Raw genomic sequence first — 15,443 nt, 5'->3', positions numbered from 1 at the left:
GATGAATCTGGCGCTGTTCAAAGTCATCATGGCCCAGGTCAGCGTGCACGCCACCATGGCCGGCATGCGGCTGGCCGCGCCTTTGCTGGCGCTGCAGCAGGGCTACAGCGCGGCGGCCGTGGGGATCTTGCTGGCGCTGTTTGCGCTGACCCAGGTGTTCCTGGCGCTGCCGGCCGGGCGCTTTGCGGACAAGCATGGTTTTCGCAAGCCGTTTTTCCTGTCCATGCTGGCGGCCAGCGGCGGCTGCGCGCTGGCGCTGGCGTTTCCGGTCTATCCCGTGCTGTGCCTGGTGGCGCTGCTGACGGGCGGTGCCAGCGGCGCGGTGGTGATTGCCGTGCAGCGCCATGCGGGCCGGGTCACGCACGACGCCGTGGCGCTCAAGAAGGTGTTCAGCTGGCTGGCCATAGGTCCGGCCATCTCCAACTTCATCGGGCCTTTCAGCACCGGGCTGCTGATCGATCACGCGAATTTTGGCGGCGAGGGCAGCACCATGGGCTACCGCGTCGCCTTCGGCCTGCTGGCCCTGGTGCCCGTGCTGGCCTGGAGCTGGGTGCGCCACACGCAGGAGCTGCCGCCCGTGCGCGCGCCCATCGGCGGCCCCAAGCAGCATGCCTGGGACCTGCTGCGCGACCGCAACTTCCGCAACCTGCTGCTGGTCAACTGGCTGCAGTCGGCGTGCTGGGATGTGCACACCTTCGTGCTGCCGCTGCTGGGCCATGAGAAGGGGTTGAGCGCCTCGGTCATCGGCACGCTGCTGGGCATTTTTGCCGTGGCGGCCGCCGCCATCCGCCTGGCCATGCCGCTGGTGGCCGAGCGCCTGCGCGAAGGCGCCGTGATCTCCGGCGCCATGGCCATCACCGCCTTCGTCTTTGCGCTGTACCCCTTCATGGACTCGGCGCTGACCATGGGCGTGTGCTCGGTGCTGCTGGGCTTTTCGCTGGGCTCGGTGCAGCCCATGGTCATGAGCATGCTGCACCAGATCACGCCCGAGCACCGCCATGGCGAGGCGCTGGGCCTGCGGCTCATGGCCATCAATGCCTCCAGCGTGGCCATGCCCGTGCTGTTCGGCTCGGCGGGGGCGCTGATCGGCGTGTCTGCGCTGTTCTGGGTGGTGGGCGCGGCCGTGGCCTCGGGCATCCGCACGGCCTGGTTCATGGGGCTGCCGCCGCGCAAGCCGGAATGAAAAAGGCGACCTGCGCCTTGGTGCGCAGATCGCCTTGCGAAGCGGCGGCGGCTTACCAGCCGCCAGCGTGGAACTGCTTGATCAGCGCCCAGGCCTCCACCGGATCATCGGTATAGCGGAACAGCTGCAGGTCCTTGGGCGAGATCGTGCCTTCCTCGATCATCAGGTCGATGTTGAGCAGCCGCTTCCAGAACTCGGTGCCGAACAGGATCACGGGCACGGAATGCGTCTTGCCGGTCTGCATCAGGGTCAGCACCTCGAACAGCTCGTCCAGCGTGCCGAAGCCGCCGGGGAAGGCCACCAGGGCCTTGGCGCGCATCATGAAATGCATCTTGCGCAAGGCGAAGTAGTGGAACTTGAAGCTCAGGTCCGGCGAGATGAAGCGGTTGCCGTTTTGCTCGTGCGGCAGCTCGATGTTCAGGCCGATGCTGGGTGCGCCCACATCATGGGCGCCACGGTTGGCCGCCTCCATGATGCCGGGGCCGCCGCCGGTGCAGATATAGAGGCGCTCCTCGGGCGGCTGGTTCAGGCTGTCGGCGGCCACGATGCGCGTGAAGGCGCGGGCCTGCTCGTAGCGGTGGGCGTTGCGCACGGCGCGCTCGGCCACTGCAATGCGCTGTGCATCGCCGCTGGCCTGCGCGTCGGCCAGTTGCTGCTCGGCCTGCTCCAGGTCCACGAAGCGCGCGCTGCCATAGACCACGACGGTGTGCTCTATGCCGCGTTCGATCTGCGCCAGGTCGGGCTTGAGCAGCTCCAGCTGCATGCGGATGCCGCGGGTCTCGCGGCGGAACATGAATTCCGGGTCCGCGAAGGCCAGGCGATTGGAATTCTGCTGCAATGCCATGCCGTTGTGCGCCTGGTTGTGAAGGGCCGACCAGCCGTTGGCCAGATCGGTATCGGTCAGGGGGGAAGAGATTTGCATGAACCCTCGTACACAGAAAAACCCAGGGCGGCCACGCCTGTGGCCGTTCCATCAAATGCGTTGCCAGCGTAGATGATGACTGCACTATACGCTCACAAACTCATAGCCGCGGGGCTCGCGTATCCGTTGCTTTGCGCATTGACGGGGCCGGTGGCAGATTCATATGCTGAGCAGTTGGGCAGGGCCTTGGCCTGGGGCCCGCCACCGGCAATGGGCGGGCATTTTCATGCGCCGCAAGCGATTTCAGACGTCCGGGTGCTCGGCCGGTTCGTTGCGCACGACGGTGCTCAGCGGCGGCGGCACGTCCTGGCCCGCACGGCGCGCGCGGAACAGGGCTGCGCGCATCAGGAAGATGGTGGTGATGGGCACGGTCACGGAAATGAAGACCGCAATCAGCAGCGCATGCACGGCCAGGCTCTGGCCACTGACGGAAAAGTAGATCCAGGTGGCATGCATGATCAGCCAGCAGCCCATGGTGGCGATGATGGAGGGCGCATGCACGCGCTCGAAATAGCTGCCCAGCCGCCACAGTCCCATGGAGCCCAGGAAGGCGATGATGGCGCCGCCCAGCGCCAGCGCGGCAACCAGGATCTGGCACCACAGCGGCAGTGTGGTCTCCGGCGTCATTCGATCACCTCGCCGCGCAGCAGGAACTTGGCCATGGCGGTGGAGCCCACGCAGCCGAACAGAGCGACCAGCAAGGCCGCCTCGAAGTAGCTTGTGCTGTCGTAGATGATGCCCATGAGCAGCATGGCCAGCATGCCGTTGAGGTACATGCAGTCCAGCGCCAGCACGCGGTCCTGGGCGTGCGGGCCCTTGAGCAGGCGCAGCACGGCGCAGCCCATGGCCGCGACCAGCAGGCCCAGCGCGAACATCAAAGTCCAGTGGAACCAGGGCATCATTCGAAAATCTCCATCAGGGGGCGCTCGTAGCAACGCTTGACGTGCTGGACGATCTCCTCGGGATCATCGACCTCCAGCACATGCAGCATGAGCTGCGAGCGGTCGCGCGAGATCTCGGCCCAGGCCGTGCCGGGCGTGATGCACACGATCATGGCGAGCACGGCCAGGCCGTTGGGGTCGCGCAGTTCCAGCGGGATGCGCACGAAGTTGGCCGGGTGCTTGCGCATGCCCGGAAACAGCATGAACCGCACGACGTTGAAGTTGGACACCGAGGTGTCCCAGACCACGCGCAGCGCCAGGCGCAGGATGGTCAGCGGATGGCGCACCCGCACGGGCAAGGGGCGCAGGCCGCGCAGCAGCAGCGGCAGCAGCAGGCCCAGCAAGGCGCCCAGCAGGATCTGTCCACTGCTGAACGAACGGTTGAGCAGCAGCCACAGCAGGAACAGCGCCACCGATAGCAGCGGTGCGGGCAGCAGGGTTTTCATCATCGGGAATCCTCCTTGCCCGCCGTCGTGCCTGCATCGCCTATGCCTGCGGGTATGGGGGCGCCACTGGCCTGGGCCGCAGCGCGTGCCGCGCCTTCGGGGCCGGCTTCCAGGCGGGCCTTCTTTTCTGCCGGGCTGGGCTCGGGCTGCGTGCCCATGACGGAGCGCACATAGACATCGGGCGCCAGCAGCGCATCGGCTGCGCGCTGTGTGTAGCCCATCAGCTCGCCGCCGCGCATCGTCAGTGCCACGCAGCAGGCCAGCAGCAAGGCGATGGGCAGGCCTTCGACCACGCGCAGCGAGGGGGAGTTCTGCTCCTCGGTCGCCCAGAAGTGGCGAATGCCGGCGCGCACCAGCGACAGCAGGGCCAGCAGCCCGGTGATGATCATCAGCGCCACCAGCACCCAGCCGGCCCAGCCGGCCTGGAAGCCGCTGGAGTTGCCCAGGCCCAGCGGGTTGAGCAGGGCAGACAGCATGGCGAACTTGCCCACGAAGCCCGACAGCGGGGGCAGGCCGGTAACCACCAGGGTGGCCAGCATGAAGCTCAGGCCGATGAAGGCGGCTGCGGCGGGAATGGCGCGGCCGATCAGCACCTCTTCGGATTCGTCAAGGTTGAATCCCTCGGTGGGAAGCAGCTCGGCGTTGAGGAAGGGCGCCTCATCGTCTTCATAGGGCTCGCCCGCGTCGTCGTCCACGCGCCAGCGGTCCACCACGTCGGCAATCAGGAAGAGCGCGCTCACGGCCAGGGTGGAGCTGGGCAGGTAGTACAGCAGCCCTGCCGTCAGTGCGTTCTGGCCAAAGCCCGTGGCAGCCAGCAGGGTGCCTGACGACAGGATGGCCGCAAAGCCCGCGATATGCGTCAGGCGCTGCGAGCCCAGCATGCCCAGGCCGCCGAAGGCCATGGTCAGCATGCCGCCGACGATCAGCCAGGTGCTGCCGAACAGGGCGGAGGAGCCGGCCTCGGAACTGAACAGCAGCGTCCACAGCCGCAGCACCACGTAGACGCCCACCTTGGTCATGAGTGCGAACACGGCACCGACGGGCGCGGTGGCCGCGCTGTAGGCCGGCACCAGCCAGAAGTTCAGCGGCCACATGGCCGCCTTGGTCAGGAAGGCGATGCCCAGGATGGCCGCTGCCGAATGCAGCAGCCCGCGGTCGGCACTGCTGATCTGGGGAATGGCGCGCGCCAGGTCGGCCATGTTCAGCGTGCCGGTCAGGCCATAGAGCATGGACACGCCGATGAGGAACAGTGACGAGGCGGCCAGGTTGATGGCGATGTAGTGCAGGCCCGCCTGGATGCGCGCCCGGCCCGAGCCATGCAGCAACAGGCCGTAGGAGGCCGCGAGCATGATCTCGAAGAACACGAACAGGTTGAACAGGTCCGCCGTGAGGAAGGCGCCGCTCAGGCCCATCAGCTGGAACTGGAACAGCGAGTGAAAGTGCATCCCCGCGCGGTGCCAGCGGGCGCTGGAGAAGATCAGCGAGGCCAGGGCCACCGTGTAGGTCAGCACCAGCATCATGCCGGTCAGGCGGTCCAGCGCCAGCGAGATGCCGAAGGGCATGGGCCAGTTGCCGGGCATGTAGACGCCCAGGTTGACGGGTGCGCCGGCCTGGTCGGTCCACAGCATCAGCAGCACGGCCACGCCCAGGCCCAGCACGGTGGACACCAGGCCGAGGGCGAACTTCACGCGCTGGCGTTCCTCGCGCAGCAGCAGCATCAGCGCTGCCGAGAGCATGGGCAGCACGATGGGCGCCAGCATCAGGTGCGGCATGAGACGGGCGGTCAGCTCGTTCATGGCATCTCCTGCTCGGTGCGGGAATGGGCTCCGTCCACATGGTCGGTGGCGGTGGTGCCGCGCGAGGCCAGCAGCACCACGAGGAACAGCGCCGTCATGGCAAAGCCGATCACGATGGCCGTGAGCACCAGCGCCTGGGGCATGGGATCGGCATAGTGCGCGAGATCCTGCGGTACGCCGGCCCGCAGCACGGGCTCCTTGTCAATGGCCAGGCCCTGGCGGCCCATGCTGAAGATGAACAGGTTGACCGCATAAGACAGCAGGGCCAGCCCCATGATGACCTGGTAGGTCCGTGGGCGCAGCAGCAGCCACACGCCCGAGCCGGTCAGTACGCCGATGGCAATGGCAAGCACGACTTCCATCAGAAACCTCCTCGCGCCAGGGCTGCGGCGGTGGCCTGCTGCACGGCGGCTTCGGCCTCCTCGGCCTGTTGTTGCTGCTCCTCCAGCAGGCGGGCGTGGTAGCGGTGGCTGCGAACCGATTGGTGGGCGATGGCCGTCAGAATGAGCATGGTCGCGCCCACCACCAGCGAGAACACACCGATGTCGAAGAACAGGGCGCTGGCGAGATGCACGTCGCCGACGACTGGCAGGGTCATATGGAAGGTGTGGCTGGTGAGGAAGGGATAGCCGGCCACGATAGAGCCCATGCCGGTACCCAGTGCGAACAGCAGGCCGACACCGATCCATCGGCGCGGGAAGATCGGCAAGTGGGCCTCGACCCACTGCGTGCCGGAGATGATGTACTGCATCAGCAAGGCCACCGAGAACACCAGGCCGGCGACGAAGCCGCCTCCGGGTTCGTTGTGGCCGCGCATGAAGATGTAGACCGAGACCAGGGCCGCGAAAGGCAGCAGCAGGCGGACCAGCACGGCGGGCACCATCAGGTAGCCCACGGCCGTATCGCCGGCATTGCGCGGATTGAACAGATCGGTCTGCAGGTCGCCTGGCACGTAGCGCTGCTGTTCGGGCAGGTCCAGCGTCTCGCGCGCCGGGCGGAAGCGCCGCAGCAGGGCATAGACCACCAGGGCCACGATGCCCAGCACCACGATTTCGCCGAAGGTGTCGAAGCCACGGAAGTCCACCAGCATGACGTTGACCACGTTGGTGCCGCCGCCGTCGCTGAGCGCATGTTCGAGGAAGAAGGTGGAGGCGCCGTCATAGAAGGGGCGGCTCATCATGGCGAAGGCCAGCCAGGCCATGCCGCCTCCGGCCACCAGCGACAGCAGCAGGTCGCGCATGCGGCGCGAGCGGGCACGCAGCTCGGCGGACAGCACGGGAATGTGCAGGCTCTTGTCGCGCTTGGGCATCCAGCGCAGGCCCAGCAGCATCAGCACCGTCGTGGCGACCTCGACCACCAGCTGGGTCAGCGCCAGATCGGGCGCCGAGAACCACAGGAAGGTCAGGCAGGTGCACAGGCCGGCGCCGCCCAGCATGATCAGCGCGGTCAGCCGGTGGTACTTGGCCTTCCAGGCCGTGCCCAGGGCGCAGAGAATGCCCACGGCCCACAGCAGCACGAAGGCGGGCGACAGTGGCAGCATGCCCCGATCGCCCAGCTTGATGCCCTGCAGCCACAGCGGCAGAACGCCCGCCAGCACGGCGGTGCAGACCAGCCACAGCATCTGCCACTGCAGTCGCATGGTGGACAGGCGCCGGCGCGACCAGCGGCCCAGCAGGGACAGGCGGGCCAGCAGGTTCTCGAAGATGCGCTGGCCGCTGAGCGTGCCCACCAGCGGTGCGGTATCGATATGGCCGGCCTGGCGCTGCCAGCGCAGCAGCATGTACAGCAGGATGCCGCCAATCAGGGCGACCAGGCTCATGATCAAGGGCATGTTCCAGCCGTGCCAGATGGCCAGGCTGTACTCGGGCAGATCGCCGCCGACCACGGGCGTGGCGGCCGCTGCAAGGAAGCTGCCCACCGCCCACGCCGGCAGCATGCCCACGACCAGGCAGGCCAGCACCAGCAATTCGACGGGCACGCGCATCCAGTGCGGCGGCTCGTGCGGCTCGTGCGGCAGGTCGGTGGCCTTGGGGCCGAAGAAGACGTCGATGGTGAAGCGCAGCGAATAGGCCACGCTGAACATGCCTGCCACCGTGGCGGCCACGGGCAATGCTGTGCGCACCCAGGGGGCAGCGTCCAGGTAGACGGTCTCGGCGAAGAACATTTCCTTGGACAGGAAGCCGTTGAGCAGCGGCACGCCCGCCATGGCCGCACTGGCCACGCAGGCCAGCGTGGCCGTGATGGGCATCATGTGGCGCAGGCCCGAGAGGCGGCGGATGTCGCGCGTGCCGCTTTCATGGTCAACGATGCCTGCGGCCATGAACAGCGAGGCCTTGAAGGTCGCGTGGTTCATGATGTGGAACACCGCAGCCACGGCGGCCAGCTTGCTGTTGAGGCCCAGCAGCAGCGTGATCAGGCCCAGGTGGGAAATCGTCGAATAGGCCAGCAATCCCTTGAGATCGTGCTGGAACATGGCCAGATAGCCACCGATGAGCAGCGTTGCAGCGCCTGCTCCGCCCACCAGCCAGAACCAGGCATCGGTGTCACCCAGCACGGGCCACATGCGCGCCAGCAGGAAGACGCCGGCCTTGACCATGGTGGCGGAGTGCAGGTAGGCCGACACCGGCGTGGGCGCGGCCATGGCGTGCGGCAGCCAGAAGTGGAAGGGGAACTGCGCGCTCTTGGTCAGAGCGCCCAGCAGGATCAGCACCAGGGCGACCAGGTACAACTGGTGGTCGCGCACCTGCTGGCCGGCAATGAGCACGTTGTCCAGATCATAGCTGCCCACGATGTGGCCCAGCACCAGCATGCCGGCCAGCATGGCCAGGCCGCCCGTTCCCGTCACCGTCAGCGCCATGCGCGCGCCCCGGCGTGCATCCTTGCGATGGTGCCAGTATCCGATGAGAAGAAAGGAGAAGAGGCTGGTCAGCTCCCAGAAGAAGGCAATCTGGATGATGTTGCCCGACAGCACCACGCCCGCCATCGCGCCCATGAAGGCCAGAAAAAACGAGAAAAAGCGCGGCACGGGATCGGCCGGCGACATGTAGTAGCGCGCATAAAGCACCACCAGCGAGCCTATGCCCAGCACCAGCATGCAGAACATCCAGGCAAAGCCGTCCATGCGGATCACCAGATTCAGCCCCAGTGCCGGCAGCCACTCGATCTCCTGGCGCAGTACCTCTCCATCGGCGATCTGGGGGAACAGCAATGCCGTCTGGATGGCGCAGCCCAGAGCAATGACGCCAGCTAGCGTTGACTCCGTATTGCGCGCATTGGCGGGCAGCATTGCGGCAATCAGGCTGCCGATGAAGGGTAGGAGGATGAGGGTGATCAGGGGCATGGGCGGTTCATTTTACGGGCAAGGTTTTTTGCTTCGCTATGAAAACCTGAGCATGTTTCAGGCTATGGCCGCGCGTACCCCGAGGGTAGTACGCATGAAAAACCCGCCGAAGCGGGTTGGATAGAGACAGTTGGCGTACTCAGGAGGCCGCGCCGGCCTTGGCCGGCGTGGCCGGTTTGGCGGCCTGGTCCTTGGTCGGCTTGGCGCCTTTGGCTGCCGTGTCCTTGGTGTCCTTGGCATCCTTGGCCGCCGTGTCCTTTGCATCGGGCTTGGCTCCCTGGCCCTTGTAGCTGGCGCCATTGACCGTCAGGCCTTCACCCGAGAACTTGGCGGCGGTCGGCTCGCCCACGCCTTTGACGCGGGCAATGAAATCGGGCCAGTCCTTGAAGGCGGAAGATTTGCGCTCCTCGAGAATGCGTGCCGACATGGCCGGGCCAATGCCCTTGATGGATGTCAGTTCGGCTTCATTCGCCTTGTTGACCTCCACGGCGGCCAGGGCCATCACGGACCACAGCAGTGCAATGAAGCCAGCCATCAGTTTTCTGAACATACAAACCTCCTGATCCCAAAATGTTGAGGGCCGCAACATTGCGACCCAGAGGCATCTTATGCAGGGCCTTGGCGTGCGGCTAGACGGTGAAGGGGGCCAGCAGGCCCGTGCAAGCATGGCCGAACGTGTGCAAAGCCAATGGCCATGCGCCTGCCAAGGCGGTTTCTAGGAATACTCTGAAAATACACCGTCCATGCCGTGTTTGCCAATGGGGGTGACGCGATGCAGGGGGGGGAGCTGCCTCTCGCGCCTGCCCCGCATCACAGCTCCTCGACGCGCCGGGCCGGATAGCTGTCCCAGCTCTGGCAGCCGGGGCAATGCCAGAAATGCTGGCGTGCCTCGAAGCCGCAGGCTGCGCAGCGGTAGCGGGTCAGCGGCTTGGCCGCGTGGTCCAGCGCGCGTTGCACGGCCGGGTGGTATTGCTCCTCGGCCAGCTTCTCGCCTGCCAGCCACTGCGCGGCAGCCACCAGGGAGGGCTCCCTGTCCAGATGCTGTACCAGGCGTGCGCGTCCCGGTGCCCCGGTTTCACCATCGTTGCTCTGTTCTTCAATCTGAGCGTCCAGCGCGACCAGGGCCTGCAGCAGATCCAGCGAGGGTGCCTGCTCGTACTGCTGGCTGAGCAGTTGGTGGATGTGCTGGCGCTGGCCCGTGGCGGCGGCAATGTCCACCAGCAGCTGAGCCGCCAGCGGCAGCGAGGCCGGGGACTGCTCGGCCAGGCTTTCCAACGTGTGCAGGGCCTGGGCCGATTGCCCCATGCGGTGCTGCAGCTGCGCGTGCTCCAGGCGCGGGCGTGCGGCCTGTGGGGCGGTGGTGATGGCCTGCTGCAGCCGCTGCAGTGCCTCGGCCTGCTGGCCCTGGGTCAACAGGGCCTGGGCGTCTTCGCAGAGGTAGTGGGCCAGGCGGCCGCTGAAGTCGCCCTGGTTGGCTTCCTGCATGCGGCGCGCAATGGCGGCGGCCTGTGTCCAGTCGCGCGAGCGTTCGTAGATGGCCAGCAGGGCCAGGCGGGCTTCTGCCTCGAAGGCCGTGCCTTCCAGGCGGCGCAGCGCGTCCTCGGCGCGATCGAGCAGGCCTGCCTTCAGAAAGTCCTGGGCCAGCGCGTGCTGGGCGCGGTCGCGGTCCACGCGGCTGAGGTCGCCGCGCGACAGCAGGTGTTCGTGCACGCGCACAGCGCGGTTGTATTCGCCACGGCGGCGGAAGAGGTTGCCCAGCGCGAAGTGCAGCTCCGAAGTGTCGGGGTCGTTCTGCACGGCTTCGATGAAGGCGTCGATGGCCTTGTCCTGCTGCTCGTTGAGCAGGAAGTTCAGACCCTTGAAATAGGCCTTGGGCGCCTGGCGGTTTTCGGCGCGAATCTGCCTCAGGTCCCAGCGCGAGGCCAGCCAGCCCAGCACGAAGGCGACGGGCAGGCCCAGCAATATCCAGCTCAGATCAAATTCCATGCACGTCGCCCGGCAGGATGGGGGATGGGGCAGCCTTGGGCGCCGTGGCCGCTGCCGGTGTCTCGGCTGCGGCAGGCACCGTGGCCTGGGTCGAGCGCGCGGCGTTGCGGTGCTTGAGCCAGCGCGGCACCATGCCCAGAACGCCCACGATCAGGCCCAGGGCGAAGGCGGCCAGCACCACCAGTACCAGCGGCGCAGTCCAGGAGGTGCCGAAGAAGAAGTGCACCGTCGCGTCCTGCTGGTTGTTCAGGGCGAAAGCGAACAGCGTAAAAAAAATGGCCGCCTTGAGCAGCCACAGGAAGTACTTCATGTGTTCCCTTGTGTGACGGGAACGATTCTAGAGCCTGGCGGAGAGGGCGGCTGCGGCGCGCGCAGCCGGTCAGCCCGCTTTCAGGCGGCAGGGCCGGAGCCTGTGCCGGAGCCTGTGTTGTCTGTATCGATGGCCACACCGGGGCGCAGGTCCACGGCTTCGCGCAGGGCCTTGCCGGGCTTGAAGTGCGGCACGCGCTTGGACGGAATGTGGACGGCCTCGCCACTGCGGGGATTGCGGCCCATGCGGGGCGGGCGATGGTTGACCGAGAAACTGCCAAAGCCGCGGATTTCGATGCGATGGCCTCGCACCAGGGCATCGCTGACGGCGTCAAGAATCGTCTTGACGGCCTGCTCGGCATCGCGCTGGCTCAGTTGGCCAAAGCGGGCGGCGAGTTCTTCGACGAGATCGGATCGGGTCATCAAGGATAGGAATCAGGGGTTGAAATGGCGACGGGCGCCCGGAGGCGCCCGTCGCATCCGACCTTCAGCGGTCAGCAGACTGGCTGCTGATTACTTGTCGGAGTTGTCCAGCTTGGCGCGCAGCAGGGCGCCCAGGCTGGTCGTGCCGGCGTTTTCCTTGGCCGACTGAGCGGACAGGGAAGCCATGGCTTCTTGCTGGTCGACCTGGTCCTTGGCCTTGATCGACAGCTGGATGTTGCGGGTCTTGCGATCCACATTGACCACCACGGCGGTGATCTCGTCGCCTTCCTTCAGCACCGAGCGGGCATCTTCCACGCGGTCCACGGCGATTTCCGAAGCACGCAGGTAACCGATGATGTCTTCGCCCAGGTCGATTTCAGCACCACGTGCGTCCACCGTCTTGACCTTGCCCGACACGATCTGGCCCTTGTCGTTCACGGTCACGAAGGTCGTGAAGGGATCGCTGTCCAGCTGCTTGATGCCCAGGGAGATGCGCTCGCGCTCGACGTCCACGGCCAGCACGATGGCTTCGACTTCCTGGCCCTTCTTGTAGTTGCGCACGGCGGCTTCGCCGGGCTCGTTCCAGGACAGGTCGGACAGGTGCACCAGGCCGTCGATACCGGCAGCCAGACCCACGAACACGCCGAAGTCGGTGATCGACTTGATCGGGCCCTTGACGCGGTCGCCGCGCTTGGTGTTCTGCGCGAACTCTTGCCAGGGGTTGGCCTTGCACTGCTTCATGCCCAGCGAGATGCGACGCTTGTCTTCGTCGATCTCCAGCACCATGACTTCGACTTCGTCACCCAGGGTAACGAGCTTGGTCGGAGCAATGTTCTTGTTGGTCCAGTCCATTTCGGAGACGTGCACCAGGCCTTCGATGCCGGGTTCCAGCTCGACGAACGCGCCGTAGTCGGCAATGTTCGTGACCTTGCCGAACAGGCGGGTGCTCGAGGGGTAGCGGCGCGAAACGCCCATCCACGGGTCGTCGCCCATTTGCTTCAGACCCAGCGAGACACGGTTCTTCTCGGTGTCGAACTTGAGGATCTTGGCGGTGATTTCCTGGCCAGCCTGCACGACTTCCGAGGGATGACGCACGCGGCGCCATGCCATGTCGGTGATGTGCAGCAGGCCGTCGATGCCGCCCAGGTCCACGAACGCACCGTATTCGGTGATGTTCTTGACCACGCCTTGAACGATGGCGCCTTCCTTCAGCGTTTCCATCAGCTTGGCGCGCTCTTCGCCCATCGAGGCTTCGACCACGGCGCGGCGGCTCAGCACCACGTTGTTGCGCTTGCGGTCCAGCTTGATGACCTTGAACTCCATCGTCTTGTTTTCGTACGGAGTCAGGTCCTTGATCGGACGGGTGTCGATCAGCGAACCGGGCAGGAAGGCGCGGATGCCGTTGACCAGCACCGTCAGGCCGCCCTTGACCTTGCCGGAGGTCGTGCCGGTCACGAATTCGCCCGATTCCAGGGCCTTTTCCAGGGCCAGCCACGAGGCCAGGCGCTTGGCGGTGTCGCGCGACAGGATGGTGTCGCCGTAGCCGTTTTCGATCGAGCCGATGGCGACCGACACAAAGTCGCCCACCTGGACTTCGATTTCTCCCTGGTCGTTCTTGAATTCGTCGATTGGCACGTAGGCTTCCGACTTCAGGCCAGCGTTCACGACGACGAAGTTGTGCTCGACGCGCACGACTTCAGCGGTGATGACCTCGCCAGGACGCATTTCCGTGCGTTGCAGCGATTCTTCAAACAGGGAGGCAAAAGATTCAGACATGTATTTCCTTGCCCGCAAACAGGTTTCCGCCGGCACTATTGCCAGGCGTTTCTAGGACTGCTTGCGGAGGTGTTGTGGGTTCAACCACGGTGTTGGAGTCTATGGACCTCGGGCTGTACATGGGGCGGTGCCGCCATGTCTGGGCCCGGAGGGCGGGTTTGCCGACCGTGCGGCGCAACTGGCAATCAGTCGCGGCCGAACGGCTGGCGTTCCTGCCACCACGAAAGCACCTGTTCTGCCACCTCTTCGATGGAGAGCTCGGAGCTGTCAAGCAGCATGGAATCCTGGGCGGGCTTGAGCGGCGCAACGCTGCGGTTCATGTCCCGCGCATCGCGTGCTTCAAGGTCAGCCCGAAGGGCGCTTATGTTAGCGGCAATTCCTTTGGAAATCAACTGCTTATGCCGGCGCTCGGCGCGACAGGCGGCGGAGGCCGACAAATAGACCTTGAGGGGAGCATGGGGAAAGATCACCGTGCCCATGTCGCGGCCGTCGGCAACCAGCCCCGGAAGCTGCTGGAAGGACAGCTGCAGGTCCACCAGCGCGTCGCGCACGGCAGGCAGGGCCGAGACGCGCGAGGCGTTCATGCCCGACTCCTCGCTGCGCAGGATGAGGGTGACATCCTCGTCACCCAGCCAGATGCGCTGCTCGGCGTCAAAGCGCACGGGCAGCTCACGCGCCAGCACGGCGATCTGCTGGGCGTGCGGTTCATCCAGCACCAGGCCGGCGCGCGATGCGGCCAGCCCCGTGAGCCGGTACAGCGCGCCCGAGTCCAGCAGGTGGTAGCCAAGAGCCTGGGCGACCTCGGCGGCAATCGTGCCCTTGCCCGAGGCCGTGGGGCCATCGATGCAGATCACGGGAATGCGCGCGCGGGCCGTCTCGCAGACCGAGAACAGGGCCTCGAAGTAGTCGGGGAAGGTCTTGGCGACGCACTTGGGGTCTTCGATGCGCACGGGCAGGGCGGCCGGATTGAAGGCCGCCAGCGAGAAGCACATGGCCACGCGGTGGTCGTCATAGGTGTGGATGCTGGCCGCACGCCATGCGGCGGTGGACGCGGGCGGCGTGATGCGGATGTAGTCCGCGCCCTCCTCGACATCGGCGCCCAGCTTGCGCAGTTCCTTGGTCATGGCCGCGATGCGGTCGGTTTCCTTGACACGCCAGCTTGCGATGTTGCGCAGCGTGGTCGTGCCATCGGCATACAGGGCCATGACGGCCAGCGTCATGGCGGCATCGGGGATGTGGTTGCAGTCCAGGTCGATGGCCTTGAGCGGCCATGCGCCACGGCGGATGCGCAGCCAGTTGGGGCCGCCTTCCACCTCGGCGCCCATGGCGCGCGCGGCCTCGACAAAGCGGATATCGCCCTGGATGGAGTCCAGTCCCACGCCGAGGATGCGGATGCCTTCGGCGCTGTCCGAGGCGATGGCGCCCAGTGCGATGAAGTAGCTGGCCGACGAGGCGTCTGCCTCGACATGGATCTCGCCCGGCGAGCTGTAGCGGCTGCCGGCCGGGATGGTGAAGCGCTGCCAGTTCTCGTTGTGCACGGCAATGCCGAAGCGGGCCAGCAATTCCAGCGTGATGTGGATGTAGGGCTTGGAGATCAGCTCGTCCACGACTTCGATGGTGATGTCGCGCGTGTTGGCCAGCAGCGGCAGCGCCATCAGCAGCGAGGTCAGGAACTGGCTGGAGACATCGCCACGCACCTGGATGGGGCTGTGCGGCAGCTGCGAGAAATCGGGCTGGCGGATGTGCAGCGGAGGAAAGCCCTCGTTGCCCAGATAGTCGATGCGGCAGCCGAGCTGGCGCAGCGCATCGACCAGATCGCCGATGGGGCGCTCATGCATGCGCGGCACGCCGCTGAGCTTGAAGTCGCCGCCCAGCACGGACAGGGCTGCCGTCAGCGGCCGCATGGCCGTGCCGGCGTTGCCCATGAACAGCTCGGCACTGGCGCCAGAGGGCAGGACGCCGCCCAGGCCGGTGATGCGCACGGGCTGGCCGAGGGTGATGGTCGCAGGCTCCACCGTGCAGCCCAGTTGCTGCAGGGCCCGGAGCATGACGCGCGTGTCGTCCGAGTCGAGCAGGTCGTGGACCACGGTCGTGCCCTGGCTCAGTGCCGCGAGCAGCAGCACGCGGTTCGAGATGCTCTTGGAGCCCGGCAGGCTCACCGTGCCCTGCGCGCGGGAAAGAGGGGGGATATCGAGAAAGGCGGTACTGAACATGGCAATTCGAAGGCAAACAGGCTGTCGGGAGGCATTGCGGCCGCGCCGGCCGCAATGCCCAGGAGCGCTTTGGGTGCGCCGGGCTTGCGTCTGGCGCTTGCCCTGCGT

General features: G+C 66.2%; 14 protein-coding genes. 1 reads left to right on the top strand and 13 read right to left on the bottom strand.

The window, feature by feature from the left end; translation table 11 throughout:
* Position 1 precedes the first annotated feature (1 nt).
* Entirely contained in the window at positions 2-1,183 is a 1,182-nt protein-coding gene (locus DACI_RS23865; RefSeq protein ID WP_012206535.1) for an MFS transporter, read from the top strand.
* Between the two features lie 52 nt (positions 1,184-1,235).
* Here the strand turns inward: DACI_RS23865 and DACI_RS23860 are convergent, their stop codons facing one another.
* From DACI_RS23860 to DACI_RS23800, 13 genes are all read right to left on the bottom strand, one after another.
* Complete coding sequence (locus DACI_RS23860) at positions 1,236-2,105, bottom strand: LOG family protein (protein ID WP_012206534.1); 870 nt, start codon at positions 2,103-2,105, stop codon at positions 1,236-1,238.
* Positions 2,106-2,348: 243 nt separating this feature from the next.
* Entirely contained in the window at positions 2,349-2,732 is a 384-nt protein-coding gene (locus tag DACI_RS23855; protein ID WP_012206533.1) for a monovalent cation/H(+) antiporter subunit G, read from the bottom strand.
* Positions 2,729-3,007, bottom strand: a complete 279-nt coding sequence (locus tag DACI_RS23850) for a K+/H+ antiporter subunit F (RefSeq protein WP_012206532.1) — start codon at positions 3,005-3,007, stop codon at positions 2,729-2,731. Before DACI_RS23850 ends, DACI_RS23855 begins: the two co-directional genes overlap by 4 nt.
* Complete coding sequence (locus tag DACI_RS23845) at positions 3,004-3,495, bottom strand: Na+/H+ antiporter subunit E (protein WP_012206531.1); 492 nt, start codon at positions 3,493-3,495, stop codon at positions 3,004-3,006. Before DACI_RS23845 ends, DACI_RS23850 begins: the two co-directional genes overlap by 4 nt.
* Positions 3,492-5,288, bottom strand: coding sequence for a monovalent cation/H+ antiporter subunit D (locus DACI_RS23840; protein ID WP_012206530.1), 1,797 nt, complete (start codon positions 5,286-5,288; stop codon positions 3,492-3,494). Before DACI_RS23840 ends, DACI_RS23845 begins: the two co-directional genes overlap by 4 nt.
* The gene (locus DACI_RS23835; RefSeq protein ID WP_012206529.1) at positions 5,285-5,650 is read right to left on the bottom strand and encodes a Na+/H+ antiporter subunit C; all 366 of its coding nucleotides are present in this window, start codon (positions 5,648-5,650) and stop codon (positions 5,285-5,287) included. Before DACI_RS23835 ends, DACI_RS23840 begins: the two co-directional genes overlap by 4 nt.
* Positions 5,650-8,628, bottom strand: coding sequence for a monovalent cation/H+ antiporter subunit A (locus DACI_RS23830; protein ID WP_012206528.1), 2,979 nt, complete (start codon positions 8,626-8,628; stop codon positions 5,650-5,652). The genes DACI_RS23835 and DACI_RS23830 overlap by 1 nt, the downstream gene beginning before the upstream one ends.
* 139 nt (positions 8,629-8,767) lie before the next feature.
* Complete coding sequence (locus DACI_RS23825; RefSeq protein ID WP_012206527.1) at positions 8,768-9,178, bottom strand: ComEA family DNA-binding protein; 411 nt, start codon at positions 9,176-9,178, stop codon at positions 8,768-8,770.
* Positions 9,179-9,438: 260 nt separating this feature from the next.
* Positions 9,439-10,614, bottom strand: a complete 1,176-nt coding sequence (gene lapB, locus DACI_RS23820; RefSeq protein WP_012206526.1) for a lipopolysaccharide assembly protein LapB — start codon at positions 10,612-10,614, stop codon at positions 9,439-9,441.
* Positions 10,604-10,924, bottom strand: a complete 321-nt coding sequence (locus DACI_RS23815; protein ID WP_012206525.1) for a LapA family protein — start codon at positions 10,922-10,924, stop codon at positions 10,604-10,606. The genes lapB and DACI_RS23815 overlap by 11 nt, the downstream gene beginning before the upstream one ends.
* An 80-nt stretch (positions 10,925-11,004) precedes the next feature.
* Positions 11,005-11,346, bottom strand: a complete 342-nt coding sequence (locus DACI_RS23810; RefSeq protein ID WP_012206524.1) for an integration host factor subunit beta — start codon at positions 11,344-11,346, stop codon at positions 11,005-11,007.
* A 90-nt stretch (positions 11,347-11,436) separates the two neighbouring features.
* Positions 11,437-13,140 carry a 30S ribosomal protein S1 gene (rpsA, locus tag DACI_RS23805; RefSeq protein WP_288124655.1) on the bottom strand — a complete coding sequence of 568 codons (1,704 nt, stop codon included), beginning with the start codon at positions 13,138-13,140 and terminating at the stop codon, positions 11,437-11,439.
* Between the two features lie 167 nt (positions 13,141-13,307).
* The gene (locus DACI_RS23800) at positions 13,308-15,335 is read right to left on the bottom strand and encodes a bifunctional 3-phosphoshikimate 1-carboxyvinyltransferase/cytidylate kinase (protein ID WP_012206522.1); all 2,028 of its coding nucleotides are present in this window, start codon (positions 15,333-15,335) and stop codon (positions 13,308-13,310) included.
* Positions 15,336-15,443 lie beyond the last annotated feature (108 nt).

This window comes from Delftia acidovorans SPH-1, assembly GCF_000018665.1.
Classification (GTDB): Bacteria; Pseudomonadota; Gammaproteobacteria; order Burkholderiales; family Burkholderiaceae_C; genus Comamonas; species Comamonas acidovorans.
Note: the sequence above shows the minus strand (reverse complement) of the source record. Positions and strands in the feature narration are given on the sequence as shown.